Raw genomic sequence first — 26,982 nt, 5'->3', positions numbered from 1 at the left:
CACCCGTTGACTTCGCCCTCCCACCAGCTCTACGGTCGCGTTCGGTTTCCCGACTTGTGTTCGATATATCGAAGAATCCCTGTCTGTATCAGCGGCCACAAACCAGAAGTGGAGCCCGGCATGAACGGACCCCAACCCCCCTCGCGTCGGCGGTTCCTGCGCATGGCGACGGCCGGCCCGCTGGCCGCGACCGGCGCGCTGGCCCTCGGCGCCGGCTCCGCCCACGCGGCCGACTCGGCGTACGTGATGTGCTACTTCACCGAGTCGACCAACCTGGGCGCCGGCACCGACTACGGCCTGCACCTCGCCGTCAGCACCGACGGCCTGCAGTGGACGCCGCTGAACCAGAACAACCCCTTGGTCACCCCCACCGGAGGCGCCGGAGGCCTGCGCGACCCGTTCGTGATGCGCAAGCAGGACGGCTCGTTCGTCGTGCTGGCCACCGACCTGAAGGGGACCGACTGGAACCGGGACAGCGTCAACATCCACGTCTGGGACTCGGCCGATCTGCGCTCCTTCACGGGCTACCGGCTGCTGAAGCTGCACGACATGACCGACACCCACAGCTGGGCGCCGGAGGCCTTCTGGGACGCCGGACGCGGCAGATACGGAATCCTGTACTCGTCGGTCAACGCCAGCGGCCATAACGTGATCATGGTGAGCTACACCACCGACTTCCGCACGACCCAGAACCCGCAGGTGTTCTTCGACCCCGGCTACGACGTGATCGACGGCAACATGGCCGTCGGCGTGAACGGCGTCAACTACCTCTACTACAAGCGGAACCAGGCCCTCGTCGGTGCCCGCTCCACCTCCCTCAACCCCGGCAGCTTCACCCCCTTCAGCACCCCGGTCGCGCACGGCGGCACCGAGGCCCCGACGCTGGTGAAGTCCCTGACGTCCAACACCTGGTACCTGTGGGGCGACACCTACACCCCCAACGGCGTCTTCTACGCCTGGCAGACCAACGACCTCGCCAGCGGCACCTGGACGGCACTCGACCAGCGCCGGTACACCCAGCCGGTCAACTCCAAGCACTGCGCCATCCACCCGATCACCGGCAGCGAGTACAGCAACCTGCTCGCCAAGTGGGGCGCCCCGGCCTGGAACCGGCTGAAGTCGTACAACTACCCGGCCCGTTACGTACGGCACGCCGGGTTCGCCGCGCGGATCGACACCTACCCCATCGACCCGTACGCCGACTCCCAGTGGAAGCTGGTGCCGGGCCTCGCCGACTCCTCCGGTGTGTCCTTCCAGTCGGTCAACTACCCGAAGCGCTACCTGCGCCACTACAGCTACGCGCTGCGCCTGGACGAGAACGACGCGACGCCGACGTTCGCCGCCGACGCCACATTCCACCGCACGGCGGGCCTGGCCGACTCCTCCTGGGCGTCGTTCCGTTCGCACAACCTCCCGACGCGGTACATCCGGCACGCCGACTACGCCCTGCGCATCGACCCCGTGTCGACGGCGACCGAGCGGGCCGACGCGACCTTCTACGTCGGCCACTGAGCCCGGATCACGCTCCGTGGACGCCGAGTTGCCGCGTGGCGGCGTCCACGGTCTGCTCCAGCAGCGTGGCGATCGTCATCGGACCGACCCCGCCCGGCACCGGCGTGATGAGCCCGGCCCGCGTCACGGCCGAGTCGAAGTCGACGTCGGCGCCCCCGGTCGCGGTGCCCGCGTTGTATCCCGCGTCGATCACGACGGCGCCGGGCTTGATGTCCGCGCCGCCGATCAGCCGGGGCCGCCCGACCGCGGCCACGACGATGTCCGCCTCCCGCACCACCGACGGCAGGTCCCGGGTGCGGGAGTGGCAGTACGTCACCGTCGCGTCGCGGGCCAGGAGCAGCATGCCGACGGGCTTGCCGAGGATGGCGCTGCGGCCCACGACCACGGCCCGCTTCCCGGCCGGGTCGACGTCGTACTCGTCGAGCAGCCGCATGATCCCGCCCGGTGTGCAGGAGACGAAGCCGGGCCGGGCGAAGCTCATCGCCGCGAACGACGCGAAAGTGACGCCGTCGACGTCCTTCTCGGGCGCGATCGCCTCGAACGCGGCCCGCTCGTCGATGTGGTCGCCCACCGGGTGCTGGAGCAGGATGCCGTGCACGGCGGGTTCGGCCGACAACTCCCGGAGCGCGCCGACGAGTTCCGCGGTGGTCATGGCGGCGGGCAGTGCCACGTGCCGTGAGGTGATGCCGGCCTTGCGGCAGCGTTTCTGCTTCATCCGGACGTACGTGGCGGACGCGGGGTCCTCGCCGACCAGGACCGTGGCCAGACAGGGCGCGGTGCCGGTGCGGTCGGTGAGGGCGACGGCGCGCTCGGCGGTGTTCTCGACGATGCGGCGGGCGAGCGCGGTGCCGTCCATGAATCGGGCCTGGGACATGATCCACTCCTGGGCTGGTGCTCGGTTCGCCCAGGCGCACGGCATCTGCTCCGCGGGGCCGCTCCCCGGTGGTGCTCCACCTCAGCGCCAGTCACGGCCCGGGCCCACCCTAACCGAGGGGCGCACGGGCCGTCGGCGAGGCTCCTCCTACTCGTCCCAGGCCTGCACCAGCGTCTGCTCGGCGATCTTGCCGCCCCGCAGCGAGAGCATCGACTCGGAGAGCACACGGACGCCGTCCGCGTACTCGCAGCTCTCGCTGTAGGCGGCCTGGTCGCCCTGGATGACGCAGCGTTCCAGTTTGTGCGTCATGTCGCGGCTGTAGACGTCCTCCAGCATCCGGCCGATCTCGTTCCGGCCGTGCAGGACCTTGGGGTGACTGGGCTGGGTCGTGCGGTCGACGATGCGGAACTCCGCGTCGTCGGCGTAGAGGGAGAGCAGGATGTCCGGGGCCTGGCCTTCCAAGGCCCGGCGCAGTGTCTCTCTGTCGAACGCGGGTTCTGCCGCGGTTCCCATGGTGACCTCCTTCGCAGGCCTTCGGCCCGAGGGGCACGGGCCGCGAGGCCTCACCTTCGAGCGTCCTCCGCTCCGGCGGGGTCGGCAAGCGCAGCCGTCTGCCTCGCCGCCGGTGTCGCCGGCCTCGCCGCACCCATGGCGAACGCGGCCGGGGCAGGCGCCCAGGACCTCATGAACCTGGTCCCCGCCGTCCACTGAAAGTGGCCGCTGAGCCCCGCCCCGAGGGGGCCGCCCGACGCCGGGCGGCCCCCTCCCGCCGTGCTCAGTCCGCCGTGGCCAGGAACTGGGTCGCCGCCAGCTCCGCGTAGAGCGGATCAGCGGTCACGAGCTCACGGTGGGTGCCGACGGCGCGGACCCGGCCCATGTCCATCACGACGATCCGGTCGGCCATCGTCACCGTCGACAGCCGGTGCGCGACGACCAGCACCGTGGTCGTCCGGGCCACGTCGGCGACCGTGTCCCGCAGCGCCGCCTCGTTCACCGCGTCCAGCTGCGAGGTGGCCTCGTCGAGCAGCAGCAGCCGGGGCCGGCGCAGCAGGGCACGGGCGATGGCGACGCGCTGCCGCTCGCCGCCCGACAGCTTGGTGCCGCGGTGCCCGACGAGCGTGTCGAGCCCCTGCGGCAGCCCGGCGACCAGGCCGTCCAGGCGGGTCGTCTTCAGCACCCGGGTGAGCGTGTCCTCGTCCGCCTCCGGGTTGCCCAGCAGCAGGTTGTCGCGCAGCGAGCCGGACAGCACCGGCGCGTCCTGCTCGACGTACCCGATCGCGGACCGCAGCCGGGGCAGCTCCCAGTCGGCGAGGTCCCGGCCGTCGAGGGCGATCCGGCCGGAGTCGGGGTCGTAGAACCGCTCGATGAGGGAGAACACCGTGGTCTTGCCCGCGCCGGACGGGCCCACGAACGCCGTCATGCCCCGGGCGGGCACCGCGAACGTCACCCCGTGATGGACGTACGGCAGGTCGTCGGCGTAGCGGAAGCGCACGTCCTCGAAGGCGAGCGCGGCCGGTTCGGCGCCCGCCGGGGGCAGCGGCGCGGGCTGCGCGGCCGGTTCGGCGGGCAGCCGCAGCGCCTCCTGGATGCGGGCGAGCGCGGCAGCACCGGTCTGGTACTCGGTGACGGCGCCGACGACCTGCGCGATCGGCGACATCAGGTAGAAGACGTACAGCAGGAACGCCACCAGCGTGGCCACGTCGATGGCGCCGGTCGCGACCCGCGCACCGCCCACCGCGAGCACCGTGATGAACGCGATCTGCATCGCCAGCCCGGACGTGTTCCCGGCCGCCGCCGACCACTTGGCGGCCCGCACGCTCTGCCGCCACGACTCCTCGGCCGCCTCGTGCAGCGCGCGCTCCTCCCGGTGCTCGGCGCTGGACGCCTTCACCGTCCGCAGCGCGCCGAGCACCCGCTCCAGCGAGGCGCCCATCACCCCGACCGCGTCCTGCGCCTGCCGGCTCGCCTTGTTGATACGTGGCACGATCACGCCGAGGACCACACCCGCGCCCACGATCACGGCCAGCGTGACGCCCAGCAGGACCGGTTCCACCAGGCCCATCAGCACCACGGTCGCGAGCAGCGTGAGCCCGCCCGTGCCGAAGCCCACGAGGGAGTCGGTGGTGACCGCGCGCAGCAGGGTGGTGTCGGAGGTGATGCGGGCCATCAGGTCGCCGGGTTCCGTGCGGTCCACGGCCGCGATCCGCAGCCGCAGGAGATACGACGACAGGGTGCGGCGCGCGCCGAGCACCACCGACTCGGCGGTGCGCCGCAGGACGTACGAACCCAGCGCGCCCACCGCCGCGTTGGCGACCACAAGCACCGACATCAGCAGCAGTGCGCCGGTGATGGCCCGGTCGCGCCCCAGGTCGTCGATCAGCCCGCGCGCCACCAGCGGCAGCAGCAGCCCGGTCGCCCCGGTGACCAGCGAGAGCAGCGCGCCCGCCAACAGGCTCCACCGGTACGGTCGTACGTAACCGAGCAGCTGCCGCCAGGCGGGCGGACCTGTGCGTATGTCGGCGATGCTCACGGGGCTCCTCGGGGAGTCGGCGGAACGTTCAGGCTACGTCGCACCCGCCCGCACGGCCTGCGAATTCCGCTTGGCGCGGCCGGCTACGGGGTCGCCGTCCGCCGGACCAACTCGGCCAGTGTGGCGTCGAGATCGGCCGGGGGCGGACGGTTGTGGGGGAGACTGCCCAGCAGTGCGGCCGCGAACGGCGAGACGACGGAGCAGACGAAGGCCCGGCTGGAGAAGCGCATGGTACCCCCCTGGGGTATTTGTTTTGGGATGTGGCTTGAATCATCGGGCGGATGCATCGCTCATTTCCGCTGTTACTGATCAGTCGCGCGTAGGGTCGAGACGAACCGACACGCGGCCGACGAAGGAGTCAGCACCATGGCGCAGGAAGTACGGGGTGTGATCGCACCGGGCAAGGACGAGCCGGTACGGGTCGAGACGATCGTCGTGCCCGACCCCGGCCCCGGCGAGGCCGTCGTACAGGTGCAGGCGTGCGGGGTGTGCCACACCGACCTGCACTACAAGCAGGGCGGCATCAACGACGACTTCCCCTTCCTGCTCGGGCACGAGGCCGCCGGCGTGGTGGAGGCGGTCGGCGACGGGGTCGAGGAGGTCGCGCCCGGGGACTTCGTGATCCTGAACTGGCGGGCGGTGTGCGGTCGTTGCCGGGCGTGTCTGCGCGGACGGCCCTGGTACTGCTTCGACACCCACAACGCCGAGCAGAAGATGACCCTCGCCGCCACCGGCCAGGAACTCTCCCCGGCGCTGGGGATCGGGGCGTTCGCCGAGAAGACGCTGGTCGCGGCCGGGCAGTGCACGAAGGTGGCCCCGGGCGTCGCGCCGCAGGTGGCGGGGCTGCTCGGGTGCGGGGTGATGGCCGGGATCGGCGCCGCGATCAACACCGGGAACGTCGGGCGCGGCGACAGTGTGGCCGTGATCGGCTGCGGCGGCGTCGGGGACGCGGCGATCGCCGGGGCGCACCTGGCCGGCGCCGGGACGATCATCGCCGTGGACATCGACGACCGTAAGCTCGAGACGGCCCGGTCGATGGGGGCCACGCACAGCGTCAACTCCCGCCAGACCGATCCCGTCGAGGCGATCCGGGAGCTGACCGGCGGCTTCGGCGCCGACGTCGTCATCGAGGCCGTGGGCCGCCCGGAGACGTACAAGCAGGCCTTCTACGCCCGCGACCTGGCCGGCACGGTCGTCCTCGTCGGCGTACCGACCCCGGAGATGAAACTCGAACTCCCGCTGCTGGACGTCTTCGGCCGGGGCGGGGCGCTGAAGTCGTCCTGGTACGGCGACTGCCTGCCCTCACGCGACTTCCCCATGCTCGTCGATCTGCACCTGCAAGGCCGCCTGGACCTGGGCGCGTTCGTCACCGAGACGATCGCCCTGGACGAGGTGGAGAAGGCCTTCGAGCGGATGCACCACGGTGACGTCCTGCGCTCGGTGGTGATGCTCTGATGGCCGCCCGCGTCGAACACCTCGTCACCTCCGGTCAGTTCACCCTCGACGGCGGCAGCTGGGACGTCGACAACAACGTGTGGCTCGTCGGCGACGACCACGAAGTGATCGTCATCGACGCCGCGCACGACGCCGACGCCATCGCCCGGGCCGTCGGCGACCGCCGGCTGACCGCGATCGTGTGCACCCACGCCCACAACGACCACGTCAACGCCGCCCCCGCCCTCGCCGACCGCACCGGCGCCACCATCTGGCTGCACCAGGACGACCTGCCCCTGTGGAAGCAGGCCCATCCGGACCGCGACCCCGACGCCTGGCTGACCGACGGCCAGTTGATCGAGGCGGCGGGTGCCGATCTGCGGGTAATGCACACGCCCGGGCACGCGCCCGGCGCCGTATGCCTGTACGACCCCGGCCTGGGCACCGTCTTCACCGGCGACACCCTCTTCCAGGGCGGCCCCGGCGCCACCGGCCGCTCCTACTCACACTTCCCGACGATCATCGACTCGATCCGGGACCGGCTGCTCACCCTCCCGCCCGAGACCAAGGTCCTGACCGGCCACGGCGACGGGACCAGCATCGGTGCCGAGGCCCCGCACCTGGAGGAGTGGATCGCGCGCGGACACTGACGGCGACGACACTGACGGACGACGCCCGCAATAGGCGACAGAAGATGTCCGGCTTACCCGTCACCCTCTAAGCGACGAGCACCGCAGAGGATTCGGGAGGCCGGACATGTCACAGCCGCTGCACGGAAAGGTCGCACTGGTCGCCGGGGCGACCAGGGGAGCGGGACGGGGAACCGCCGTGGAGCTGGGGGCCGCCGGGGCCACCGTCTACGTCACCGGGCGCAGCACCCGCGAGCGCCGCTCGGAGTACGACCGCCCCGAGACCATCGAGGACACCGCCGACCTGGTCACGGAGGCCGGCGGCCACGGCATCGCCGTACCCACCGACCACCTCGACCCGGCACAGGTCCGCACCCTCGTGGACCGCATCGCGGACGAGCAGAGCCGCCTCGACATCCTCGTCAACGACATCTGGGGCGGCGAGACGCTCTTCGAATGGGAGAGTCCGGTGTGGGAGCACGACCTCGACAACGGGCTGAGGCTGCTCAGGCTCGCGGTCGACACCCACGCGATCACCAGCCACCACGCCCTGCCCCTGCTGCTGCGCCGGCCCGGTGGCCTGGTGGTCGAGATGACCGACGGCACGTCGGAGTACAACCGGGACAACTACCGGGTCAACTTCTTCTACGACCTCGCCAAGGCATCCGTCCTGCGCATGGCCTTCGCCCTCGGCCACGAACTGGGCCCGCGCGGTGCCACGGCCGTCGCGCTGACCCCCGGCTGGCTGCGCTCGGAGATGATGCTCGACAACTTCGGCGTAAGGGAGGACAACTGGCGCGACGCCCTCGCCCGCACGCCGCACTTCGCCATCTCGGAGACACCCCGCTACGTCGGCCGTGCCGTCGCCGCACTCGCCGCCGACCCCGAGGTGTCCCGCTTCAACGGCGCCTCCCTCTCCAGCGGCGGCCTCGCCCAGGTCTACGGCTTCACCGACCTCGACGGCAGCCGCCCCGACGCCTGGCGCTACCTCCTCGAGGTCCAGGACGCGGACAAGCCGGCCGACACGACCGGGTACCGCTGAGACCGCACCGGCACAGCACCTGTCCGGCCGCTCGTCCCGCACGTACCGTCGGCGCCATGACGGACACAAGGCGCTTCGAGGGATACGGAGTTCTCATCACCGGCGCGGCGCGCGGCATCGGTGCGGCCACGGCGCGCCGGTTCGCCGCGGAGGGGGCGCGGGTCCTCGTGGCCGACGCGGACCTGGCCGAGGCCGAGAAGACGGCGGCGCTACTGCGGGACGAGGGGGTGGCCGCCGAAGGGTTCGCGTGCGACGTGGCGGACCGGGCGGCGGGCGAGGCGGCCGTGGCGTACGCCGCGGCCGCCTTCGGCTCGCTCGACGTGTGCTCACGCAGCGCGGTCGGCGGCACGGCCGTACGGCCGGCGCACGCCCGTAGCAGCGGATGGTCCGAGGCCGCGGCGCCACCAGCGGCACGTCGACAAGCACCCGCACCGCCACACCGGGCGGCAGCCCGGCGTCCGTGAGCCCGGCCACGGCGATGTCGAGCTCACCGCTGCGCAGCGCCGCGAGCATCCGGTCGGAGGTGTCCTTCGCGAGCGCGGCACGCGCGTACGCACCGGCGGCTCCCGCCCGGGCGGCTGCGCGGCGCGGATTGTCACCGTTTCGTCGCAGCGTGAGCGCCCCCGGCAACCGCTGCCGCCCGGCGCCGGTCTAGATGGCAGGGACCGCGGCCCGCGCGGTCCCGTCGAACACTGTGCGAAAGGGCTGACCAGCCATGGGGGACATACGCAGACGGACCGCCGTCGCCGCCGGGATCACCGCACTGGTGGCGCCGCTCTCGCTCGCGCTCGGCGCGACACCGGCGCAGGCCGCGAGCTGCACCACGCAGACCGGGCCGTACCAGAAGCAGGTGGAGAAGTTCCTCGGCCGCCCGGCCGACGGCAAGCAGTCCGCCGCCGACTGCACGGCGATCCGGTCATTCCAGACCAAACACGGCATCACGCCGAACATCGGCTACGCCGGGTCCGTCACCTGGGGCGTGATGAACCTCATGAACAAGCAGAAGGCTGTCGGGAAGCACCCCAACAAGGCCGGCAAGTGCCCGGTCAACAAGGGCCGGATCGCCTGCGTGAACCTCACGCTCCAGCTGAGCTGGATCCAGGACGGCAAGAAGCTGGTCTACGGCCCGGTGCCGGTCCGCACCGGGCGCAACGGGTACGAGACCCGCACCGGCATGAAGAAGATCTACTGGCGGAACATCGACCACGTCTCGTCGATCTACCACGTGCCGATGCCCTACAGCCAGTTCTTCGACGGCGGGCAGGCCTTCCACTCCGTCGGCGTCAGCATGTGGAACCCGCCGGGCTCGCACGGCTGCGTCAACATGACGAAGACCGACGCCAAGAGGTACTGGTCGCTGCTGAAGAAGGGCGACGACGTCTTCGTGTACGGCCGCAAGCCGGGCACCTGATCCCAGGCACCCGGCCCGCACAGCCGCTACTGGGGAGCGTCCCCGAAGTCCGGGATCTCCAGCCGGGCCCCGCCCTGCCGCGCGGACTCGTGCGCGATGATGCCCGGCAGGGTGTAGCGGGCCGCCACCCACGCGTTCACCGACGGCAGGGTGCGGGTGTTCACCGCGGTCACGAAGTCGTCCACCAGGAAGTGGTGGCTGCCCTCGTGGCCGTTGTGCAGGTTGTCGAACTCCCGCGGCAGCCGCGCACGGTCGTGCACGGGCGCCGACCCGGAGGTGAACGCGGCCCGCAGGTCCGGCGCGATGTGCTGGAGCGAGGGGTCGTCCGGGGACAGGGTGGGCTTGGGCTCCAGCAGTTCGCTGATGTCCTTCACGCCCTTCTTGTCCTGCCACAGCGCGACCGTGGCGACCTGCTCCATGCTCGCCTCCGTCCCGAAGAACCGGAACCGCGACTCCCGGATGTGGGACGGATAGCCCACCCGCCGGAACTCGTTCGTACGGAACGAACCGCCGCCCGCCACCTCGAACAGCGCGGTCGCGTTGGAGACGTCGTTGCCGAACTGGCTGACCGACGTGTCGAAGACGCCGTCCGCGCGGTCGTCGCTCACCCCGATCGCGGAGACGCTCACCGCGTGCGTCTGCCAGGCACCCAGCACACCGCCCACCGAGTGCGTCGGGTACAGCAGCGGGGGATAGCTGGCGGTCGCCTTCCAGTTCTCGCCGCCGCTGTACTGGTACGCCTCGTAGAACCCGAGGTCCATGTCGTGGACGTAGTCGCCCTCGGCGTAGAACAGCCGCCCGAAGGCGCCCTCGGCTATCTGGTTGCGGGCGTGCACGGTCGCCGGGTTGTACTGGCTGGTCTCGCCCATCATGTACGTCAGCCCGGTCGCCCTGACCGCGTCGATGATCGCCGCGATCTCCTCCGTGGCGATCGCCATGGGAACCGCGGAGTACACGTGCTTGCCCGCGTTCAGGCCCTGCACGACCAGCGGCCCGTGGGTCCAGCGCTGGGTGAAGATGGCGACCGCGTCGACGGCCGGGGACTCCAGCATGGCCTCGTACGTGGGGAAGGTGCCCGCCAGCCCCTGGGCGGCGGCGAGCTGTTCGGCCCGTTCGGGCAGCAGATCGGTGACGTAGACGTCGCTGATGCCGGGGTGTGCCTGGAACAGCGTGGCGAACTGGCCGGAGAACTGGCCGGCGCCGACGATGCCGAGCGAGAACGTCATGTAAGGCGTGCCCTTCACTGGTCGAGAATGAGATTGATCTGGTCGTTGGTCTGGTCGAGGCTGCTCACGGGCTTGCCGTTGCCGTAGATGTCCTCCATGGCGGGGTCCATCAGCGCCTGCACGTCCGCCGCGAAGTCGGTGATCGGGTAGGAGAAGGTGGTGAAGTTCTTCTTGTCGGCCACCGGTTCGGTGAACGCCGAGACGTCGATGCCTTTCTTCTTGTACGCCGCCACCGCGGCGTCCGTGCCGTCGGGCGTGGCCGGGAAGACGACGCCGTAACGGCCCACCGTCGTCTGGCACTCGTCCGACGCCAGGTACTTCACCCACTTCCTGGCGCCCGCCTTGTTGCGGGCGTTCTTGGTGATGGAGTCGGCGAGTCCGTTCATCATCGTGGCGCGCTTGCCGGTGGGGCCCTCGGGCGTGAGGGCGGAGCGGATGGTCATCCCCTTGAAACCGGCGTACGTCGAGATCATCCACGCCCCGTCCAGCGAGGCCGCCGCCTTGCCCGCGGCCACCTGGACGTTGCCCTCGTTGGACTGGGAGTTCCAGTCGGACAGGGGCGCCATGTAGCCCTTCTTCGCCAGGCCGAAGTACCACTTGACGACCGACTGGAAGGTCTTGTCGTCGTACCGGTACTTGGTGCCCCACCGCTTCTTGTCGGTGTAGTTCCAGCCCGCGGAGGCGGCGAAGCTGCTCCACTGGGTCTGGCCGTCGGCGTAGCCACCGCCCTTGGACGCCAGGCCGTACACCTTGACGTTGTTCTTGTCGAAACCGGGCTCGTCGCCCCGCTTGCCGTTCTTGTCGACGGTCAGGTGCGCGAGGGCCTTCTCGAAGGAACCGCCGTCCTTCGGGTTCCAGGACAGGTTGTTGAGTTCCTCGGCGGTGAGACCGGCGTCCTTCGCCATCTTCTCGTTGTAGAAGAGGGCGACGGTGTCCCAGTCCTTCGGGGCGCCGTAGCGGTGGCCGTCCTGGCCGATCCAGTTGGCGGCCAGCCCCGGCTGGTAGGCGGAGTCCTTGATGCCCAGGTCGTCCAGCGGCTCAAGCACCTGCAGGTCGGCGAACTGGCCGAACTTCTGGATGTGGTCGGTGAACACGTCCGGCTGGGTGCCCGCGATGAAGCTGGCGGTGAGCTTGGTCCAGTAGTCGTCCCAGCCCATTTGGGTGATCTGCACTTTCAGACCCGGGTTCTGCTTCTCGAAGCCCTTGGCGCAGGCCTGGTAGGCGGGCAGCTGGTTGGCGTCCCACAGCCAGTACGTCACCGTGTTCTTCGCGGACGAGCCGGTGCCGCCGCCCTGGGCGCACCCGGTCGCCAGGGACAACGTTAGGGCCCCGGCCAGCGCCCCGACCGTACGGAATCGAAATCGCATGACCATTCCCTCACTTGAGCCCGGTGAAGCTGATGGAGCTGACGATGCGGCGCGCGAAGAAGCCGAACAGCACGAGCATCGGCAGCGCCGCGATGAGCGTCGCCGCCATGAGGCCCGACCAGTCGATGCCGGACTGCGGGGTCTGTGCCCGGAAGATGGCCAGCGCCACCGTCAGCACGCGCGAACTGTCGCTGTAGGACACCATCAGCGGCCAGAAGTAGTCGTTCCAGGACGTGATGTACGTCAGCACGGCCAGCGTCATGACCGGCGTGGACGCCATCGGCAGCAGCACCCGGAAGAAGATCCGCACCTTTCCGGCGCCGTCGAGGAGTGCCGCCTCCTCGACCTCCTTGGGGAGGTTCATGAAGAACTGGCGCAGGAAGAACACCGCGAACGGCGTCATGAACATCGTCGGCAGCGCGATGCCCAGCAGGTTGTCCACCAGGCCGAGTTCCTTGATGAGCACGAAGTTCGGCAGCAGGGTGAAGATGGTCGGCACCATCAGCCCGGCCAGGAACAGGGCGAACACCGTGTCCCGGCCCCGCCAGCGCAGCCTTGCGAAGGCGTAGGCGGCCATCGCGGAGAAGAAGATCTGGCAGGTGGTGACAAGCGTCGAGACGAGCACCGAGTTGAGCAGATAGCGCCAGAACTTCAGCCCGCCGCCCGCGCCTCCCTGCGCGACCGCCTCCTCGGCGGACTGCAGGCCGAGCGCCCGCTCGAAACCGCCGGTGGTCAGGTCGACCGGCAGCGGATCGGTCGGATGGGCCGCAAGCCCCGGGTTCGAGGAGAGCGCGGTGCGCAGGATCCAGTAGAACGGCAGCAGGGTGATGAGCACGATCGCGGTCATCACCGTCCAGGCCACGACCCGCCCGAAGGAGGGCCTGCGCCGTGCGGGCCGTACGGTCGTCGTCGTTTCTGCCACGGCAGCCATGTCGGCGTCTCCCTTCCGTCAGCCGAGGTCGGTCTGGCCGGCCCGGGTGAGCCGGTACTGGAGGACGGTGATCGCGCTCAGCACCACGAGCAGGGCCACGGACATCGCGGAGGCGTAGCCGAACTGGAAGCGGCCGAAGGCGGCGCCGTAGATGTAGAACTGCAGCACGTTGGTGGCGTTGGCCGGTCCGCCCGCAGTCGTCACGGCGACCGTGTCGAACACCTGGAACGACCCGATCACCGTCATGATCAGCACGACCGCCAGCACCGGCCGCAGCAGCGGCATCGTGATCCGCCAGAACATCCGCCACTCGCTCGCACCATCCACCTTCGCGGCCTCGTACATGTCGTTCGGGATGGCCATGAGGCCCGCGAACAGCAGCAGCGCGGTGTAGCCGACGTGCCGCCAGACGTTGATCAGGGCGATCGTCGGGATCGCCCAGGTCTCGTCGGCCAGGAACGGGATGCGGCCGAAACCGAGGCCCGAGATGATCTCGTTGCCGATGCCGAGCTGGGTGTCGAGGATCCACAGCCAGACGATGCCGGCGACGACGTTCGACATCAGATACGGCGTGAGCACGACCCCGCGCAGCACCGACGACTGCGTCAGCCGCTGGAGCAGCACGGCGATGGCCAGGGCCGCGACCGTCTGCACGCCGATGTTGAGGACCACGTACTCGACGGTGACCCAGAGCGAGTTCCAGAAGATCGGGTCGTTGACCATCCGGACGTAGTTGTCCAGACCCACCCACTTCTCCGGCGTCAGCAGGTTGAAGTCGGTGAAGCTCAGGTAGATGCCCCGCAGCGTCGGCCAGAGCAGGAAGACCAGGAAGCCCAGCAGGGCGGGTGCGATGAACACCGCGGCGAGGCGTCCGTCGCCCTGGTTCTCACCGGCCGTCGACCGGCCTGTCTTCTGTCGGCTCTGCGCCCCGGTGGCGCCGCCCAGGGGCAGACGCGACGGTGGGCTGCTGGAGGCGATGGTCATCGGAGACTCCCTCGCGTGCGGCGGCTCATCCTCGGGCCACTTACTTTTGATGCGAAAGAATCAATGCGTCAAGAGGCCTGCAATCATCTTTTCCGAGCGGCAGGTTTCGTCCTACAGTGGCCATGTTGGTTTCAGTGCGAAAGGAATCATGAGGGAGGTCGATGTCCATGGCCGCAGGTGCCGCCAGCTGGCTCCCGCTCAGCCCCGGCGAACGCTCGGTGGCGATCGAGGTGCTCGTCCACGGACCGCTGTCGCGCACCGAGCTGGCCCGGCGCCTGGACCTCTCGGCCGGCAGCCTCACCCGGCTGACCAAGCCGCTGATCGAGTCCGGCCTGCTGGTGGAGGTGCCCGAGGCCGGCCCCCCGGGCGAGGTGCGCCAGGGCCGCCCCTCGCTGCCGTTGGACGTGGTCGCCGACTCCCGCTCCTTCCTCGGCTTCAAGATCACCGAAGACATGGTGTACGGCGTCGTCACCACCCTCAGGAGCGACATCGTCGCCCGCTACGACCGTCCCCTGACCTCGCACGACCCGGACGAGGTCGCCGACCTGCTGGCAGAGATGACCACCGAGCTGACCCGCGGCCACCCGCGGCTGGCCGGCATCGGCATCGGCGTGGGCGGCCTGGTCCAGGACCGTGCCGTGGTCGACGAGTCACCGTTCCTGCAGTGGCGGGACGTCCCGCTGGCCCGCCTCGTGGAGCAGCGCACCGGGCTGCCGGTGGTCGTCGAGAACGATGTCGCCGCCCTCGTCGAGGCCGAGAGCTGGTTCGGCGCCGGCCGGGGCCTGGACCGCTTCGTCGTCCTCACCATCGGCGCCGGCATCGGCTACGGCCTGGTCCTGGGCGGCGAGCGGGTGCCGTACGCGGAGGAGGACCGGGGCTTCGGCCGCCACTGGATCCTCAGTCCCGACGGTCCGCTCACCCCCGACGGCCGGCGGGGCAGTGCCGTCTCGCTGCTGACGATCCCCAGCATCTGCTACCAGATCCGCGCCGCCACGGGCCGCGATCTGCCTTATGACGAGATCCTCGCCCTCGCCGCCGAGGACGACCCCATGCCCGCCCGCGTCGTCGACGAGGCCGCCCGTGCCCTGGGCACGCTGGTGGCACAGATCTCCAACTTCGTCCTGCCGCAGAAGATCCTGCTCGCCGGGGAGGGGGTCGGCCTGATGGACGTGGCCGCCAAGGCGGTGGAGGAGGCGATCCGGGTCAATCGGCATCCGCTGGCCGCACCGCTCGATCTGGAGACCAAGGTGTCCGACTTTCACGACTGGGCGCGCGGCGCTGCCGTCCTGGCGATCCAGGTGCTGGTGCTGGGCACCGCGCGGGCGTGAACTCCGTGATCTCCCCTGGGAGATGGACGTGATCAGCAACACGGTCCGGAAGGTCCGAATTGTTCGCCATTGCTCACATCACCTTCACCTGCGGAGCCGTATGCTTCACACCATGTCCACCACTGTTGAACCCCCTACCGAGCGATCGGCAGCCGAGGTCAACGAGGAGATCCGGGCGCTGTGGCGCCGGGCGGGCGGGACACTGAGCGTCGAGCAGCGCGAAGAGTACCAGCGGCTCGTCATGGAGTGGGCCACCGCGGCCCCGCACCCGGACAAGGCCGCCTGAGCGCTCCGCGCCTCGCCGCCTTGTTCCCGCTGACCTGACCGGAAGGGTGCCCTTCCGGACGGGTGCCCTTTCTCACACCGACCTCGGCACGGCCGATCGGCAGGCTGCGGGCCGGGTCACGTCATGCCACGGGCGCTTGTGCGTCTGCCCGCCCGCCCCCGCGACCGCGCAGTGCCCGGCACCGGCAGCGCTGAGGTGCCTCCCGAGCCTCCGCGCCGCCGACGCCGGGACGACCGGTCAGCCCCAGGTCGCCGAGTAGTACCGCCGGTACGCCTTGCGGTCCTGCTCCGCGCGGATCCAGCGCGCGGCCACCAGAGCCACCATGCTGCCGCCCATCACCAGCAGCCCGGGGCCGATGTTCCGGGGGTCGGAGAGGCTGGCCAGCAGCGTCTCACCGGTCGTGCCGCCCGCTGAGGGGGCCGAGGAACCCGGCGAGGCGTCACCCGGCGCCGCGGCGCCCTGCGTGGGCGGCGCGGACCCGCCCTTCTCGCCCGAGCTGGCCGGCGCCGACACGATGAGCTTGACGCCCAGGTCGGTGAGCGCCTTCGGCACCGGCTGGAAGAACGTCGTACCGCCCTGCGTGCAGTCCCCGCTGCCGCCCGATGTCACCCCGAGCGCGATCCCGTTGGCGAACATCGGACCGCCGCTGTCGCCGGGTTCGGCGCACACGTTCGTCTCGATGAGGCCGCTGACCGTGCCCTCGGGGTAGTTCACCGTGGCGTCGACCGAGGTCACCTCGCCGTCGCGGAGCCCGCTCGTGCTGCCGCTGCGGAACACCCGCTGTCCGACCGACGCATCACCGACTCCGGTGATCCGCACGCCCTTGCCGCCACCGACCGACACGACGTCGGCGCCCTCGCCCGCCCGGCCGCTGTCGTACTTCACCAGGGAGTAGTCGTCGCCGGGGAAGCTCCCCTTGATCGTCGGCCCCACCTGCTGCCGGCCGCCGTTGTCGGCGAACCACACGGAGCCGTTGGGGCCGCAGTGCCCTGCCGTGAGGATGAAGTCGCTGCGGCCGTCGGTCACGTTGAAGCCGGCCGAGCAGCGCCCGGCGGTCGACAGGATCGGCTGCGCGCCGTTGATGCGGGTGGTGAAGGTGCCCTCGGTGCGCTCCATGCGGACGAAGGCGCCGATGTCGTGCGCGAGGTCGGTCATCCGCGACCAGTCGGCCGCCGAGACGGTGCTGTCGCCGCGGACCACGATCTCGTTGGTCCTGTAGTCCATCATCCACGCCGTCCCCGCCACCCGGGGCGCCGAACGCAGCGTCTTCGTGGCCGACTTGAGCTCACGCATGCTGTGCTCGACCATCTGCGCCTTCGCACCCGCCCGCTGGACCTCGGTGGCGGACTCCTCGTCGGTGACCGCGACGACCGGCTTCCCGTCGGCGTCCATCCAGCTGCCCGCCGTACGCGAGGTGCCGAGCCGTTCCATGAGGTCGGCGCCCATGCCGGGGCCGTTGTCGCCGGTCGCGGCGGTCGTGCGCGGGACGGCGGACGCGTCGGGCGGCTCGCTCGCCACGGCGCGTGTGACCATCACTCCTCCCAGGAGGAGTCCGCCGACGGCAGCCAGCCGTGTCACTCGCCGGACGACCCGTCGTCGTGCGTGCCTCATGCATGGCTCCCGAACCCGTGCAGCGCGGTCAACATCGCGGGGCGCTCAGGCAGTTGAGTGCCCTACTTTCATACGGGGCGGAAGGTGGCGGTGTTCAGTGTGCGGGCGATCTCGTCGGTTCAGGTGGTCGCGGAGTGGCCGAGGCGCCGGGAGCTTGAGGGCTCAGGAGGGGCCAGACAGCTTTAACTCGATCGTGTTGGGTTGGCCGCCGCCAGGAACGCCCGCCACCCTCCTCGCCGAAGTCCCGCCGGTCCTCGCGGAACAGGAGGACGGCCACGGCCGGGGCGCCGAACAGCAGGCCCACGGCATGGTCCGGCGAACCGGATGTGCCGGACGCGCCCGGCCTCCTCGCTGAACCGTTTCAGAAGGGCCCCGACCCGGCGGAGTGGACGGTCCGGCGGCGGGAAAGGCCACCTCCATGAGCCGTACTTCCCGCCTGCGTGCAGCCGTCGTCGGCACCGGCCACCGTGCCCAGCTGTTCACCCGGGGCCTCGCCGAACGCCCCGGCCACGTCGTCGCCGCGCTGTGCGACCCCAACCCGACCCGCATGGCCTTCCACAACCGGCTGCTCACCGGGGCCGGCGCGCCCGCCGCGACCGAGCGGGAGCCCGACCGCTTCACGGACATGCTGGCCAAGGAGGACATCGACGAGGTCGTCGTCACCACCGTCGACGCCGCACACGACCGCTACATCGTCTCGGCCCTGCAGGCGGGCTGCCGGGTGGTCACCGAGAAGCCGATGACCGTCGACGCCGAGCGCTGCGCCCGCATCCTCCACACCGTCCGGGGGACCGGCAAGTCGTCCCACCACTTCGACCTGGTCAACTGGTGGCTCGCCGACGTACCGCAGGAGGCCTTCGGCTACGGACGGCTCGGCTTCTGCGGCCGCGCCGCGGGCGAACGCCACGGACTGCGCCGGGACTACGACCGCGCCCACGGCGCCGCCCCCGCCGCCGACGACCCCTTCGCCCTGGACCTCGCCGCCAACGACACGCTGCGCGCCCTGTACCTCGACGCCGAGGGCGACGACGGCTCCCTACGTGACCGTCTTCGACGGCCCCGTAAGCATCGAGGACGACATGGCGGTGCTCGTGCGGTACGTGGGCGGCGCGACGATGACGTACCACCTGACCGCCTACTCGCCGTGGGAGGGCTACCGGGTCATGTTCAACGGCAGCGCCGGCCGGCTGGAACTGGAGGTCGAGGAGAGCCGCTGGCAGCCGCCGCTGACCCGGGTCACCTCGGCGTACGGCGCCGTGCACGGGGACACGACCGCGGAGCACGCGGGCGGCGCCCGCCTCACCGTGCGTCCCCTGGGGCAGCCGCCCCGGGACGTCCGGCTCGAGGTCGCCCACGAGGACCACGGCGGCGGCGACCCGCGCACGCTCAACGCGCTGTTCGGCCCCGCCGGCCCCGCACGGCCGGCCGGTTCCGCAGGGCCGACCGAACCGGCGGCGTCCCACCCGACGGCCACCGAACGCGACGGCGCGCTCGCCCTGGCCGTGGGCCTGGCCGCCAACCGGAGCTTCGAGACGGGAGGCCCGGTCCGCACCGACGCGCTGATACCGGGCGCCTACTGATTCAGGCCGTCAGCTCCAGGCGCGGTACGGCTCGTCGACGAGCTGGAAGACCGGCTCGGCGCGTACCGGGTCCTTGGCCGTGGACAGCCGGACCGGGTCCCCGCTGTTGATGCCGATGGGCGGGCCCATGACCCGGCCGCGTACGACGAACCCCTCGGCCATCTCGACCAGGGACACGTTGCGTGCGGCCGGGGTGTTGCGGTGCACCACCGTGGAGTGGCGCACCGTGCCGGTGCCCTGGCTGTGCTCGGTGCGCAGCTCGCTGCCCCGGCAGACCGGGCACAGCAGCCGGTGGTACATGGCGGTGCCGCACCAGGTGCAGCGCTGGAAGAGGATGGCCTCCGAGCCCGGGGCGCCTGCGCCGGGGTCGAGCACGCCCGTCGCGGAGCCGGCTGCCTGCCGAGCGGCGGTTCCTGTGTGGTGGTACACGCTGGTCAACTCCCTGCACTCGGCCGGAATCCCACGTGCGCGGTTCGCCGTGCCACCGTGCACATGCTCAGCGTATGGCACTCAGTGCCACTAGTAAAGGCACTCCGTACCCTCACTGTGGGGAGTTCTCGTGCCCGCCTCCGGGGCGGCCGAGCGTGGACTCGATCTCCTGCACCACTCGCCACAGGGGCGCTCCGCGCCGCGACACGAGCACCACCACGTCCTCCTCCGCCTGCGCGTCCGCCGCAGGCGCGGAAGCGGCGCCGAAGCGGGCCTGCACATAGCCCAGCGCGTGGTCCACCGCCGCGCTCGCGTCGTCCTTCCCGTCCGAACGCAGCCAGGAGCGCAGCGCGTTGTTGTGCGCGGCGACCACCGCGGCCGCGATGACATCGGCCTGGAGGGTTCCGTCCCGGCGGCCGGCGAAGCACCCGCGCAGGTACTCGGCGAGGGCCCGCTCGTAGCGCCACACCACCGACAACTCGTACGCGCGCAGCCCCGGCACCTTCTTGGTGAGTCGGTAGCGCTGCACGGAGAACGACGGGTTCTCGGCGTACATCCGCAGCACGAGCCGGGCCGCGTCGCACACCCGCTGCACCGGTTCGTGTTCGCCCCCGCTCGCGGCGAGGAAGGCCGTCATGTCGGCCAGGCACCGCTCGTGGTCAGGGAAGACCACGTCCTCCTTGGACGGGAAGTACCGGAAGAACGACCGCCGCCCGACCCCGGCGAGGGCCACGATGTCGTCGACGGTGGTCTGCTCGTAGCCCCGCTCGAGGAACAGCCGGAAGGCCGCCGCGACCAGCGCGTCCCGCATGGGCGGCTTCACCGCGGCCGCCTGCGCCTTCTCACCGCGACGGGGCGCCGCGCTGCCGGAGCTCATGAACGGGAACGTAGCATCCGACCGGCCGCGATGGCACTCAGTGCTCTCCCGCCGCGGAACTGAGTGCACTGGCGCGGTGCCGGTGAACTCCCGGGGGGCGCCGGCCCGTATCACTCGTCGGGGATGGGCCCAGCCCACGCAAGGGACGCAAGGAGAGCAGCGTGTCGACACCGTCCGACCCCGGGCAGCCGCAGCACGGCCCGGTACTCGAACCTGTGCGCGTTCTGCGGCCCCGCCGCACCGACGCGCTCGCGGAACTGCTGAAGGACCTGCCACTGCCTCCCGGCGTCGGTGGCCGTGACATCACCCCTGGTGGCTACGACACGGTCGCGCTGCCGGATCCGCCGCCCGGCTCCGAGGCCGCGACACAGGAACTGCCCCCGGTTGCGACGGGAGCCGGAAGGCCGGCGCGGGCCCCGGACCGCACCGCCGGAAACCGATCCGGGCCGCGGCGTGCCGCCGTCGCGGTGGCCGTGGCCGCGGCCGCGGTGATCGGCTTCGGCGGCGCCCTCCTGCTGCCCGGCCGGGCGGACGACAAGGGCGACAAGGCGGCACCGGCCCCGCCGCCGTCCGCGGCAGCCCCGGCCGACCCCGCCCCCACGGGCCCGGCCGACCCCGACGGGGCCGGCACCCTCCGCGAGGGAGACACCGGCCCAGAGGTGACCGCGCTCCAGGAACGTCTGCTGCGCGTCCCGAACGTCTACGACAACGGCTCCACCAGCGGCCGCTACGACGCCGTCCTCACCGACGCGGTGGCCCGCTTCCAACTCTGGTACGGCGTCCGCGGCGACGAGACCGGCGTCTACGGCAACGACACCCGCGCCGCCCTGGAGTCCCACACGACACCGGGCACGGGCTGAACCCCGGGGCCCGTGCACCGAACGAGTGCTCGGCGGGGTCCGGGTCAACGTCCCGCAGAACATCGACGATCCCGACAGCCACGCCCACCTCTCCAAGGGCTGGCAGCGCCTGAACGGTGAACAGGCCCTGGGACTCGTACGCACCCGGCACGGCATCGGCGACGGCAGCGACCTCGGCCGCATCGAGCTCCAGCGGACCTTCATGAAGGCCCTGCTCACCCAGATACGCTCCACCGACGTGCTGACGGACCCCGTCCACTCGTACCAGCTGCTCGACGACGTCACCAGCGCCATCACCACGGACAAGGCCTCGCCGTCGTCCTGGCGGCGGCGATCGCGTCCCTCATCGCGATGGCGCTGGTCCACCAGCCCGGTGAGGACAGCTCCCGCGCCTACTTCGGCAGCGACACCCGCGCCTTCGGCCTGCTGCTCGGCGCCGCGCTCGCGCTCGCGGCTCCCTCGGCGCGTGCCTGGAAGCACCGCTGGGCACCCCTGGCGTGCGGTGCGGGCGCTGACCCGCCAGTCGGCCGGCAACTCCCGGACCGGTGACCGGGAACCCGGTGCCTCCGGGGCCAACGGGCCCGGGAACCGCCCCTCGTGGCGTCCGCGCGCGGTGGCGGCCGCTGCCGGGCTGGCCGTCCTCGTCGCCGCCTGGGGCATCACCACGGCCCGCCGCGGCAACAGCGCCGCCGACGACATAGCCGCGGGCGAACGCGCCGTCCACGTACGACCGACCCCGTACGACCGACCCGGTTCGCCCCCCCAGTACGGCGCCGCTTACTGAGCTCCGTACACCGGCTGCGGCGGCTCCGCCTCCGCGAGCAGCTTCAGTGCCGTCTCGCCCGCCTCCGCCGGGCTCCAGCGGGCGCCCTTGTCGGCGGTCGGGCCGGGACGCCAGCCCTCCATGACGGTGATGCGGCCGCCCTCGGCCTCGAAGACCCGGCCGGTCACCCCGCCCGAGGCGGCGGAGCCGAGCCAGACGACGAGGGGGGAGACGTTCTCCGGGGCCATGGCGTCGAAGCCGCCGTCCGCGGGGGCGGCCATGGTGTGGGCGAAGGTGTGCTCCGTCATGCGCGTGCGGGCGGCCGGGGCGATGGCGTTGACCTGCACGCCATAGCGGCGCAGTTCGGCGGCGGCGACCAGGGTCAGGCCCACGATGCCGGCCTTGGCGGCGGAGTAGTTGCCCTGCCCGACGCTGCCCAGCAGCCCGGCTCCTGAACTGGTGTTGACGACCCGCGCCTCGGGCGTGCGGCCGCCCTTCGCCTCGGCCCGCCAGTGCGCGGCGGCGTGCTTGAGCGGCAGAAAGTGCCCCTTGAGATGGACGCGCAGGACGGCGTCCCAGTCGTCCTCGCCGAGATTGACGAGCATACGGTCGCGCGGGAACCCGGCGTTGTTGACGAGCGTGTCGAGGCGGCCGTACGTGTCCAGGGCGGTGCGTACGAGGGAGGCGGCGCCGTCGGCCGTGGTGATGTCACCGGTGTGGGCGACCGAGTGCCCGCCCCGCGCCCGGATCTCGTCTGCGACCTGCTGCGCGGGCCCGGCGGTTCTGCCGGTGCCGTCGATGCCGACGCCGAGGTCGTTGACGACGACCTGGGCGCCCTCGGCCGCGAAGGCGAGGGCGTGCGCGCGGCCGAGCCCGCGGCCGGCTCCGGTGACGGCGACGACGCGTGCGGTGCACAGTCCGGTCATGGTGGGGTGTCCTTCCGAGCCGTAGGGGTCACTCGTTGGCGGGCCGCGTCCAGGAAGGCGGGCCGCTCCCCGCCGCCGTGTACGAGGAGGCTGGCGCCGCTGATGTAGGAGGCGTGGTCGGAGGCGAGGAAGACGCAGGCGTCGCCGATCTCGGCGGGGTCGGCGAGGCGGCCGAGGGGGACCGTGCGGCCGACGGCCGCGATGCCGTCCTCGTCGCCGTAGTGCAAGTGGGACAGTTCGGTGCGGACCATGCCGAGGACGAGGGTGTTGACCCGGACGTGCGGGGCCCACTCGACGGCCATCGTCCGCGCCAGGTGCTCCAGACCGGCCTTGGCGGCGCCGTACGCCGCCGAGCCGGGGGAGGGGCGGCTGCCGCTGACGCTGCCGATCATCACGATCGACCCGCCGCCGGACTGACCGCGCATCACCTCGTACGCGGCGAGCGAGGCGGTCAGCGGGGCGAGCAGGTTCAACTCGACGACGCGGGCGTGCCGGGCGCCCCCGCCCTCGCCGAGCAGCCGGTACGGGGTGCCGCCGGCGTTGTTGACGAGGGTGTCCAGGCGGCCGTAGTCGTCCCGGATCCGCTCGAAGAAGACGCCGGCCGAGTCCTGGTCGCGCAGGTCGACCGGCAGGAAGCGGGCCGTGCGCCCGCCGCCCTCGACCGGCTCGTCCGGGGCGCGGCGGGCGCAGATGACGACCGCGGCGCCGGCCTCCAGCAGGGCGCGGGCGATGCCCGCGCCCACGCCCCGGGTACCGCCGGTGACGACGGCGACGGACCCGGACAGATCGGTGATCGCTGCCAATGGACACCTCCCGCAGCGCATGGACCGCTGCTACCCTTCACCTAACAAACGTTTGGTGGAAAGGTAGCTGATCCGCTCATGGGTGTCTCCACCTCCGCCCCGGAAGAAGGCGTCGCCGTCGTCACCGTGGACTTCCCGCCCGTCAACGCCCTTCCGGTGCAGGGCTGGTACGACCTGGCCGCCGCGGTCCGCGCCGCCGGGGCCGACCCCAAGGCGCGGTGCGTGGTGCTCACCGCGGCCGGGCGCGGCTTCAACGCCGGTGTCGACATCAAGGAGCTCCAGCGCTCGGCGGACAACGGAGCCCTCATCGGCGTCAACCGCGGCTGCTACGAGGCGTTCGGCGCGGTCTACGACTGCGAGGTCCCGGTGGTCGCGGCCGTGCAAGGCTTCTGCGTGGGCGGCGGGATCGGCCTGGTGGGCAACGCGGACGCGATCGTGGCGAGCGACGACGCGACCTTCGGCCTGCCGGAGCTGGACCGGGGCGCGCTCGGCGCGGCCACCCATCTGGCCCGCCTGGTCCCGCAGCACCTGATGCGCACGATGTACTACACCTCGCGCACCGTCACCGCCGCGGAGCTGCACCGGCACGGATCGGTGTGGCAGGTGGTCCCACGCGATCAACTCCACGCCTTTGCCCTGGAGTTGGCGCGCGAGATCGCCGCGAAGGACGGCTACCTCCTCCGCCTCGCCAAGGCCGCGATCAACGGCATCGACCCGGTCGACGTCCGCCGCAGCTACCGCTTCGAGCAGGGCTTCACCTTCGAGGCGGGCCTCAGCGGCGTCGCCGACCGGGTGCGCGGCACCTTCGGCACCTCCGGCACCACCGGCGACTCCGGGCAGGAGCAGTAGGCGTGAGCAGGGACAAGATGATGACCGCCGACGAGGTCGTCGGGAGGCTCGGCAGCGGCATGACGATCGGTATCGGCGGCTGGGGCTCGCGGCGCAAGCCGATGGCACTGGTGCGCGCACTGCTGCGCTCCGATGTCACCGATCTCACCGTCGTCTCCTACGGCGGCCCGGACGTCGGCCTCCTCGCCGCCGCCGGCAAGATCCGCAAGCTGGTCGCGGCGTTCGTCACGCTCGACTCGATCCCGCTGGAACCTCACTTCTCGGCGGCCCGGCAGCAGGGAGCCCTGGAGCTGGTGGAGCTGGACGAGGCCATGTTCATGTGGGGCCTGACCGCCGCCGCGCACCGGCTGCCCTTCCTGCCGATCCGCGCCGGACTCGGCTCGGACGTGATGCGGGTCAACCCGCATCTGCGCACGGTCACGTCACCGTACGACGACGGCGAGGAACTCCTCGCGGTCCCGGCCCTCCGGCTGGATGCGGCGCTCGTCCACCTCAACCGGGCGGACGTGCACGGCAACGCCCAGTACCTGGGTCCCGACCCGTACTTCGACGACCTGTTCTGCCAGGCCGCCGACACGGCCTACGTCTCCTGCGAGCGGATCGTGGACACCGCGGACCTGCTCAAGGCCGCCGGACCACAAACTCTGCTGGTCAAGCGGGCGTTCGTGACCGGCGTGGCCGAGACCCCGAACGGCGCCCACTTCACCTCCTGCGTCCCCGACCACGACCGCGACGAGCCCTTCCAGCGCGCCTACGCGCAGGCCGCCCGCGACCCGGCGACCTGGCGTGCCTTCACCGAACGCTTCCTGTCGGGAGACGAGGACGCCTACCGGGCCGCGGTCGCCGCCTTTCACAAGGCCTTCGAAGAGGAGGATGCCCGATGACGGTGACCCGGGCCGAGTACTGCGTGGTGGCCTGCGCCGAGGCCTGGCGGGGCGCCGGCGAGATCCTGGCCGCCCCCATCGGCACCGTCCCGGCGATCGGGGCCCGGTTGGCGAGGCTGACCTTCGCCCCCGACCTGCTCCTGACCGACGGCGAGGCGCTGCTGACGGCGGACGTCCCGGCGGTGGGTGCCAGGGCGGAGGTGGTCGAGGGCTGGCTGCCGTACCGCCAGCACCTGGCCCTGGTGGCCACCGGTCGGCGGCACGTGATGATGGGCGCCAGCCAGATCGACCGGTACGGCAACCAGAACATCTCCTGCATCGGCTACTGGTCCCGGCCGAAGCGGCAGCTGCTGGGCGTGCGCGGAGCCCCGGTCAACACCCTGAACAATCCGACCAGTTACTGGATTCCGCGCCACTCCGAGCGGGTCTTCGTCGAGCGGGTCGACATGGTCTGCGGTGTCGGCTACGACCGTGCCGTCGCGGCCGGCCCGTCCGCCACCCGCTACCACCACCTCGCCCAAGTCGTCAGCGACCTCGCCGTGTTCGACTTCGCCACACCGGACCGCACGATGCGCGTGCGCTCCCTGCATCCCGGCGTGACGGCCGGACAGGTCGCCGCCGCCACGGGCTTCGCGCTGACGATCCCCGACGACGTGCCGCACACCCGCGAACCCACCGCCGAGGAACTGCGGTTGATCCGTGAGGTGGTCGACCCGACGGGGCTGCGCGAGCGCGAGGTGCCGGCGGCATGACGATCGACACTGCGCTGACGAAGCTGGTCGGTGTGCGGCATCCCCTCGTGCAGACGGGCATGGGCTGGGTGGCCGGCCCCCGCCTGGTGTCGGCCACCGCGAATGCCGGGGCGCTGGGCATCCTGGCCTCCGCCACCATGACGGTGGATCAGCTCCGCTCGGCGGTCCGCGAGGTCAAGTCCCGTACCGACGCGCCCTTCGGAGTCAACGTCCGGGCGGACGCGGGCGATGCGGCCGAGCGGGTCGGGATCGTCATCGACGAGGGGGTCAAGGTCGCCTCCTTCGCGCTCGCGCCCTCGCGTGAGCTGATCGCGCGGCTCAAGGACGCCGGTGTGGTCGTCATCCCCTCCGTGGGCGCGCGGCGACACGCGGAGAAGGTCGCCGCGTGGGGCGTGGACGCGGTCGTGGTGCAGGGCGGTGAGGGCGGCGGGCACACCGGGAGCGTCGCCACCACCGTGCTGCTGCCGCAGGTCGTGGACGCCGTCGACATCCCGGTGGTCGCGGCGGGCGGCTTCCATGACGGGCGCGGTCTGGTCGCGGCACTCGCCTACGGCGCCGCCGGCGTCGCCATGGGCACCCGCTTCCTGCTCACCTCCGACAGCACCGTCCCCCACCCGGTCAAGGCCCGCTACCTGGCCGCCGCCGTGCAGGACGTCACCGTGACCACCAAGGTCGACGGCCTGCCCCACCGGATGCTGCGCAGCGAACTCGTCGACACGCTGGAGCGCTCCGGCCGGGCCGCGTCCCTGTGGCGCGCGGTCCGCCACGCCGCCGCCTTCCGGCGCGAGACCGGCATGAGCTGGGCGGCGATGGTCCGTGACGGCCTGGCGATGAAGCACGGCAAGGACCTGACCTGGAGCCAGGTCCTGCTCGCCGCCAACACCCCCATGCTGCTCAGGGCCGCGATGGTCGACGGCCGCACCGACCTCGGCGTGATGGCCTCCGGGCAGGTCGCCGGCGTGATCGACGACCTGCCGTCCTGCGCCGGACTCGTCGACCGGATCATGGCCGAGGCGCAGGCCGCGCTGCATGGTCTGCCCCACCCGGACTGACTCCCACATCAGCATCACCGCAAAGTAGTAACAGCACTTATA

At 71.4% G+C, this 26,982-nt stretch carries 26 protein-coding genes, 2 pseudogenes and 1 riboswitch; of the genes and pseudogenes, 15 read left to right on the top strand and 13 right to left on the bottom strand.

The window, feature by feature from the left end; all coding sequences use genetic code 11:
* The first annotated feature begins 120 nt into the window (after positions 1 to 120).
* A complete protein-coding gene (locus tag H8R17_RS07470; protein WP_187822340.1) occupies positions 121 to 1,512 on the top strand; it encodes a glycoside hydrolase family 43 protein in 1,392 nt (463 codons plus the stop codon).
* A gap of 7 nt (positions 1,513 to 1,519) precedes the next feature.
* On the opposite strand, the gene H8R17_RS07465 is transcribed toward H8R17_RS07470, so the two are convergent.
* From H8R17_RS07465 to H8R17_RS07450, 4 genes are all read right to left on the bottom strand, one after another.
* A complete protein-coding gene (locus tag H8R17_RS07465; RefSeq protein ID WP_187822339.1) occupies positions 1,520 to 2,386 on the bottom strand; it encodes a bifunctional 5,10-methylenetetrahydrofolate dehydrogenase/5,10-methenyltetrahydrofolate cyclohydrolase in 867 nt (288 codons plus the stop codon).
* 21 nt (positions 2,387 to 2,407) lie between these two features.
* Positions 2,408 to 2,491, bottom strand: a riboswitch (ZMP/ZTP riboswitch).
* A gap of 42 nt (positions 2,492 to 2,533) precedes the next feature.
* Positions 2,534 to 2,899 (bottom strand): nuclear transport factor 2 family protein, encoded by a 366-nt coding sequence (locus tag H8R17_RS07460; RefSeq protein ID WP_187822338.1) that lies wholly within the window; start codon positions 2,897 to 2,899, stop codon positions 2,534 to 2,536.
* A gap of 262 nt (positions 2,900 to 3,161) precedes the next feature.
* A complete protein-coding gene (locus tag H8R17_RS07455; RefSeq protein ID WP_187822337.1) occupies positions 3,162 to 4,916 on the bottom strand; it encodes an ABC transporter ATP-binding protein in 1,755 nt (584 codons plus the stop codon).
* Positions 4,917 to 4,999: 83 nt separating this feature from the next.
* Complete coding sequence (locus H8R17_RS07450; protein WP_262505086.1) at positions 5,000 to 5,146, bottom strand: hypothetical protein; 147 nt, start codon at positions 5,144 to 5,146, stop codon at positions 5,000 to 5,002.
* A gap of 136 nt (positions 5,147 to 5,282) precedes the next feature.
* Here H8R17_RS07450 and H8R17_RS07445 point away from each other — a divergent pair, with 136 nt between their 5' ends.
* From H8R17_RS07445 to H8R17_RS07425, 5 genes and pseudogenes are all read left to right on the top strand, one after another.
* Positions 5,283 to 6,371: an S-(hydroxymethyl)mycothiol dehydrogenase gene (locus H8R17_RS07445; protein ID WP_187822336.1), complete on the top strand. Its 1,089-nt coding sequence runs from the start codon at positions 5,283 to 5,285 to the stop codon at positions 6,369 to 6,371.
* Positions 6,371 to 7,000, top strand: a complete 630-nt coding sequence (locus H8R17_RS07440) for an MBL fold metallo-hydrolase (RefSeq protein ID WP_187822335.1) — start codon at positions 6,371 to 6,373, stop codon at positions 6,998 to 7,000. The genes H8R17_RS07445 and H8R17_RS07440 overlap by 1 nt, the downstream gene beginning before the upstream one ends.
* A 106-nt stretch (positions 7,001 to 7,106) precedes the next feature.
* Positions 7,107 to 8,021, top strand: a complete 915-nt coding sequence (locus H8R17_RS07435) for an SDR family oxidoreductase (protein WP_187822334.1) — start codon at positions 7,107 to 7,109, stop codon at positions 8,019 to 8,021.
* 56 nt (positions 8,022 to 8,077) lie between these two features.
* Positions 8,078 to 8,351: pseudogene (locus tag H8R17_RS07430) on the top strand (SDR family NAD(P)-dependent oxidoreductase); the annotation flags it as partial.
* Between the two features lie 385 nt (positions 8,352 to 8,736).
* Positions 8,737 to 9,432, top strand: a complete 696-nt coding sequence (locus H8R17_RS07425) for a L,D-transpeptidase (RefSeq protein WP_187822332.1) — start codon at positions 8,737 to 8,739, stop codon at positions 9,430 to 9,432.
* Between the two features lie 26 nt (positions 9,433 to 9,458).
* On the opposite strand, the gene H8R17_RS07420 is transcribed toward H8R17_RS07425, so the two are convergent.
* From H8R17_RS07420 to H8R17_RS07405, 4 genes are read right to left on the bottom strand one after another with little or no spacing between them, the layout of a single operon-like run.
* A complete protein-coding gene (locus tag H8R17_RS07420) occupies positions 9,459 to 10,658 on the bottom strand; it encodes a Gfo/Idh/MocA family protein (protein ID WP_187822446.1) in 1,200 nt (399 codons plus the stop codon).
* A 14-nt stretch (positions 10,659 to 10,672) separates the two neighbouring features.
* A complete protein-coding gene (locus H8R17_RS07415; protein ID WP_187822331.1) occupies positions 10,673 to 12,025 on the bottom strand; it encodes a sugar ABC transporter substrate-binding protein in 1,353 nt (450 codons plus the stop codon).
* A 10-nt stretch (positions 12,026 to 12,035) separates the two neighbouring features.
* On the bottom strand, positions 12,036 to 12,956 hold the full coding sequence (locus tag H8R17_RS07410) for a carbohydrate ABC transporter permease (RefSeq protein WP_187822330.1): 921 nt from the start codon (positions 12,954 to 12,956) through the stop codon (positions 12,036 to 12,038).
* Positions 12,957 to 12,974: 18 nt separating this feature from the next.
* Positions 12,975 to 13,940 carry a carbohydrate ABC transporter permease gene (locus H8R17_RS07405; RefSeq protein WP_187822329.1) on the bottom strand — a complete coding sequence of 322 codons (966 nt, stop codon included), beginning with the start codon at positions 13,938 to 13,940 and terminating at the stop codon, positions 12,975 to 12,977.
* Positions 13,941 to 14,107: 167 nt separating this feature from the next.
* On the opposite strand from H8R17_RS07405, the gene H8R17_RS07400 reads away from it, so the two are divergent.
* Both H8R17_RS07400 and H8R17_RS07395 read left to right on the top strand, forming a co-directional pair.
* Complete coding sequence (locus tag H8R17_RS07400) at positions 14,108 to 15,268, top strand: ROK family transcriptional regulator (protein ID WP_187822328.1); 1,161 nt, start codon at positions 14,108 to 14,110, stop codon at positions 15,266 to 15,268.
* Positions 15,269 to 15,368: 100 nt separating this feature from the next.
* Positions 15,369 to 15,554 carry a hypothetical protein gene (locus H8R17_RS07395; protein ID WP_187822327.1) on the top strand — a complete coding sequence of 62 codons (186 nt, stop codon included), beginning with the start codon at positions 15,369 to 15,371 and terminating at the stop codon, positions 15,552 to 15,554.
* Positions 15,555 to 15,791: 237 nt separating this feature from the next.
* Here H8R17_RS07395 and H8R17_RS07390 read toward each other — a convergent pair whose 3' ends face one another.
* Positions 15,792 to 17,165, bottom strand: a complete 1,374-nt coding sequence (locus tag H8R17_RS07390) for a S1 family peptidase (RefSeq protein ID WP_187822326.1) — start codon at positions 17,163 to 17,165, stop codon at positions 15,792 to 15,794.
* Positions 17,166 to 17,583: 418 nt separating this feature from the next.
* Between H8R17_RS07390 and H8R17_RS07385 the strand changes: the two are divergent.
* Positions 17,584 to 18,745, top strand: a pseudogene (locus H8R17_RS07385) (Gfo/Idh/MocA family protein).
* 9 nt (positions 18,746 to 18,754) lie between these two features.
* Here H8R17_RS07385 and H8R17_RS07380 read toward each other — a convergent pair.
* Together H8R17_RS07380 and H8R17_RS07375 are read right to left on the bottom strand one after the other, a co-directional pair.
* Positions 18,755 to 19,174, bottom strand: coding sequence for a Zn-ribbon domain-containing OB-fold protein (locus tag H8R17_RS07380; protein ID WP_187822325.1), 420 nt, complete (start codon positions 19,172 to 19,174; stop codon positions 18,755 to 18,757).
* Between the two features lie 112 nt (positions 19,175 to 19,286).
* On the bottom strand, positions 19,287 to 20,051 hold the full coding sequence (locus tag H8R17_RS07375; RefSeq protein ID WP_187822324.1) for a TetR family transcriptional regulator: 765 nt from the start codon (positions 20,049 to 20,051) through the stop codon (positions 19,287 to 19,289).
* A gap of 161 nt (positions 20,052 to 20,212) precedes the next feature.
* Between H8R17_RS07375 and H8R17_RS07370 the strand changes: the two genes are divergently transcribed.
* Together H8R17_RS07370 and H8R17_RS46470 are read left to right on the top strand one after the other, a co-directional pair.
* The gene (locus H8R17_RS07370; RefSeq protein ID WP_187822323.1) at positions 20,213 to 20,911 is read left to right on the top strand and encodes a peptidoglycan-binding protein; all 699 of its coding nucleotides are present in this window, start codon (positions 20,213 to 20,215) and stop codon (positions 20,909 to 20,911) included.
* Between the two features lie 25 nt (positions 20,912 to 20,936).
* Positions 20,937 to 21,695 carry an LCP family protein gene (locus tag H8R17_RS46470; protein WP_187822322.1) on the top strand — a complete coding sequence of 253 codons (759 nt, stop codon included), beginning with the start codon at positions 20,937 to 20,939 and terminating at the stop codon, positions 21,693 to 21,695.
* Here the strand turns inward: H8R17_RS46470 and H8R17_RS07360 are convergent.
* Together H8R17_RS07360 and H8R17_RS07355 are read right to left on the bottom strand one after the other, a co-directional pair.
* Positions 21,689 to 22,600 carry an SDR family oxidoreductase gene (locus tag H8R17_RS07360; RefSeq protein ID WP_187822321.1) on the bottom strand — a complete coding sequence of 304 codons (912 nt, stop codon included), beginning with the start codon at positions 22,598 to 22,600 and terminating at the stop codon, positions 21,689 to 21,691. The genes H8R17_RS46470 and H8R17_RS07360 overlap by 7 nt on opposite strands.
* Positions 22,597 to 23,403 (bottom strand): SDR family oxidoreductase, encoded by an 807-nt coding sequence (locus H8R17_RS07355; protein ID WP_187822320.1) that lies wholly within the window; start codon positions 23,401 to 23,403, stop codon positions 22,597 to 22,599. Before H8R17_RS07355 ends, H8R17_RS07360 begins: the two co-directional genes overlap by 4 nt.
* Positions 23,404 to 23,481: 78 nt before the next feature.
* On the opposite strand from H8R17_RS07355, the gene H8R17_RS07350 reads away from it, so the two are divergent.
* The 4 genes from H8R17_RS07350 to H8R17_RS07335 are packed head-to-tail and all read left to right on the top strand — an operon-like array spanning position 23,482 to position 26,940.
* Positions 23,482 to 24,252, top strand: a complete 771-nt coding sequence (locus H8R17_RS07350) for an enoyl-CoA hydratase family protein (RefSeq protein ID WP_187822319.1) — start codon at positions 23,482 to 23,484, stop codon at positions 24,250 to 24,252.
* A 17-nt stretch (positions 24,253 to 24,269) separates the two neighbouring features.
* Positions 24,270 to 25,136, top strand: a complete 867-nt coding sequence (locus tag H8R17_RS07345) for a CoA transferase subunit A (protein ID WP_399476431.1) — start codon at positions 24,270 to 24,272, stop codon at positions 25,134 to 25,136.
* Positions 25,133 to 25,888 carry a CoA-transferase subunit beta gene (locus tag H8R17_RS07340; protein ID WP_187822318.1) on the top strand — a complete coding sequence of 252 codons (756 nt, stop codon included), beginning with the start codon at positions 25,133 to 25,135 and terminating at the stop codon, positions 25,886 to 25,888. The genes H8R17_RS07345 and H8R17_RS07340 overlap by 4 nt, the downstream gene beginning before the upstream one ends.
* Complete coding sequence (locus tag H8R17_RS07335; protein WP_187822317.1) at positions 25,885 to 26,940, top strand: nitronate monooxygenase family protein; 1,056 nt, start codon at positions 25,885 to 25,887, stop codon at positions 26,938 to 26,940. The genes H8R17_RS07340 and H8R17_RS07335 overlap by 4 nt, the downstream gene beginning before the upstream one ends.
* Positions 26,941 to 26,982: the final 42 nt, after the last annotated feature.

The sequence above is a fragment of the Streptomyces sp. TRM68367 genome, from assembly GCF_014495685.1.
Lineage (GTDB): Bacteria > Actinomycetota > Actinomycetes > Streptomycetales > Streptomycetaceae > Streptomyces.
This window is presented reverse-complemented; position numbering and strand designations above follow the sequence as displayed.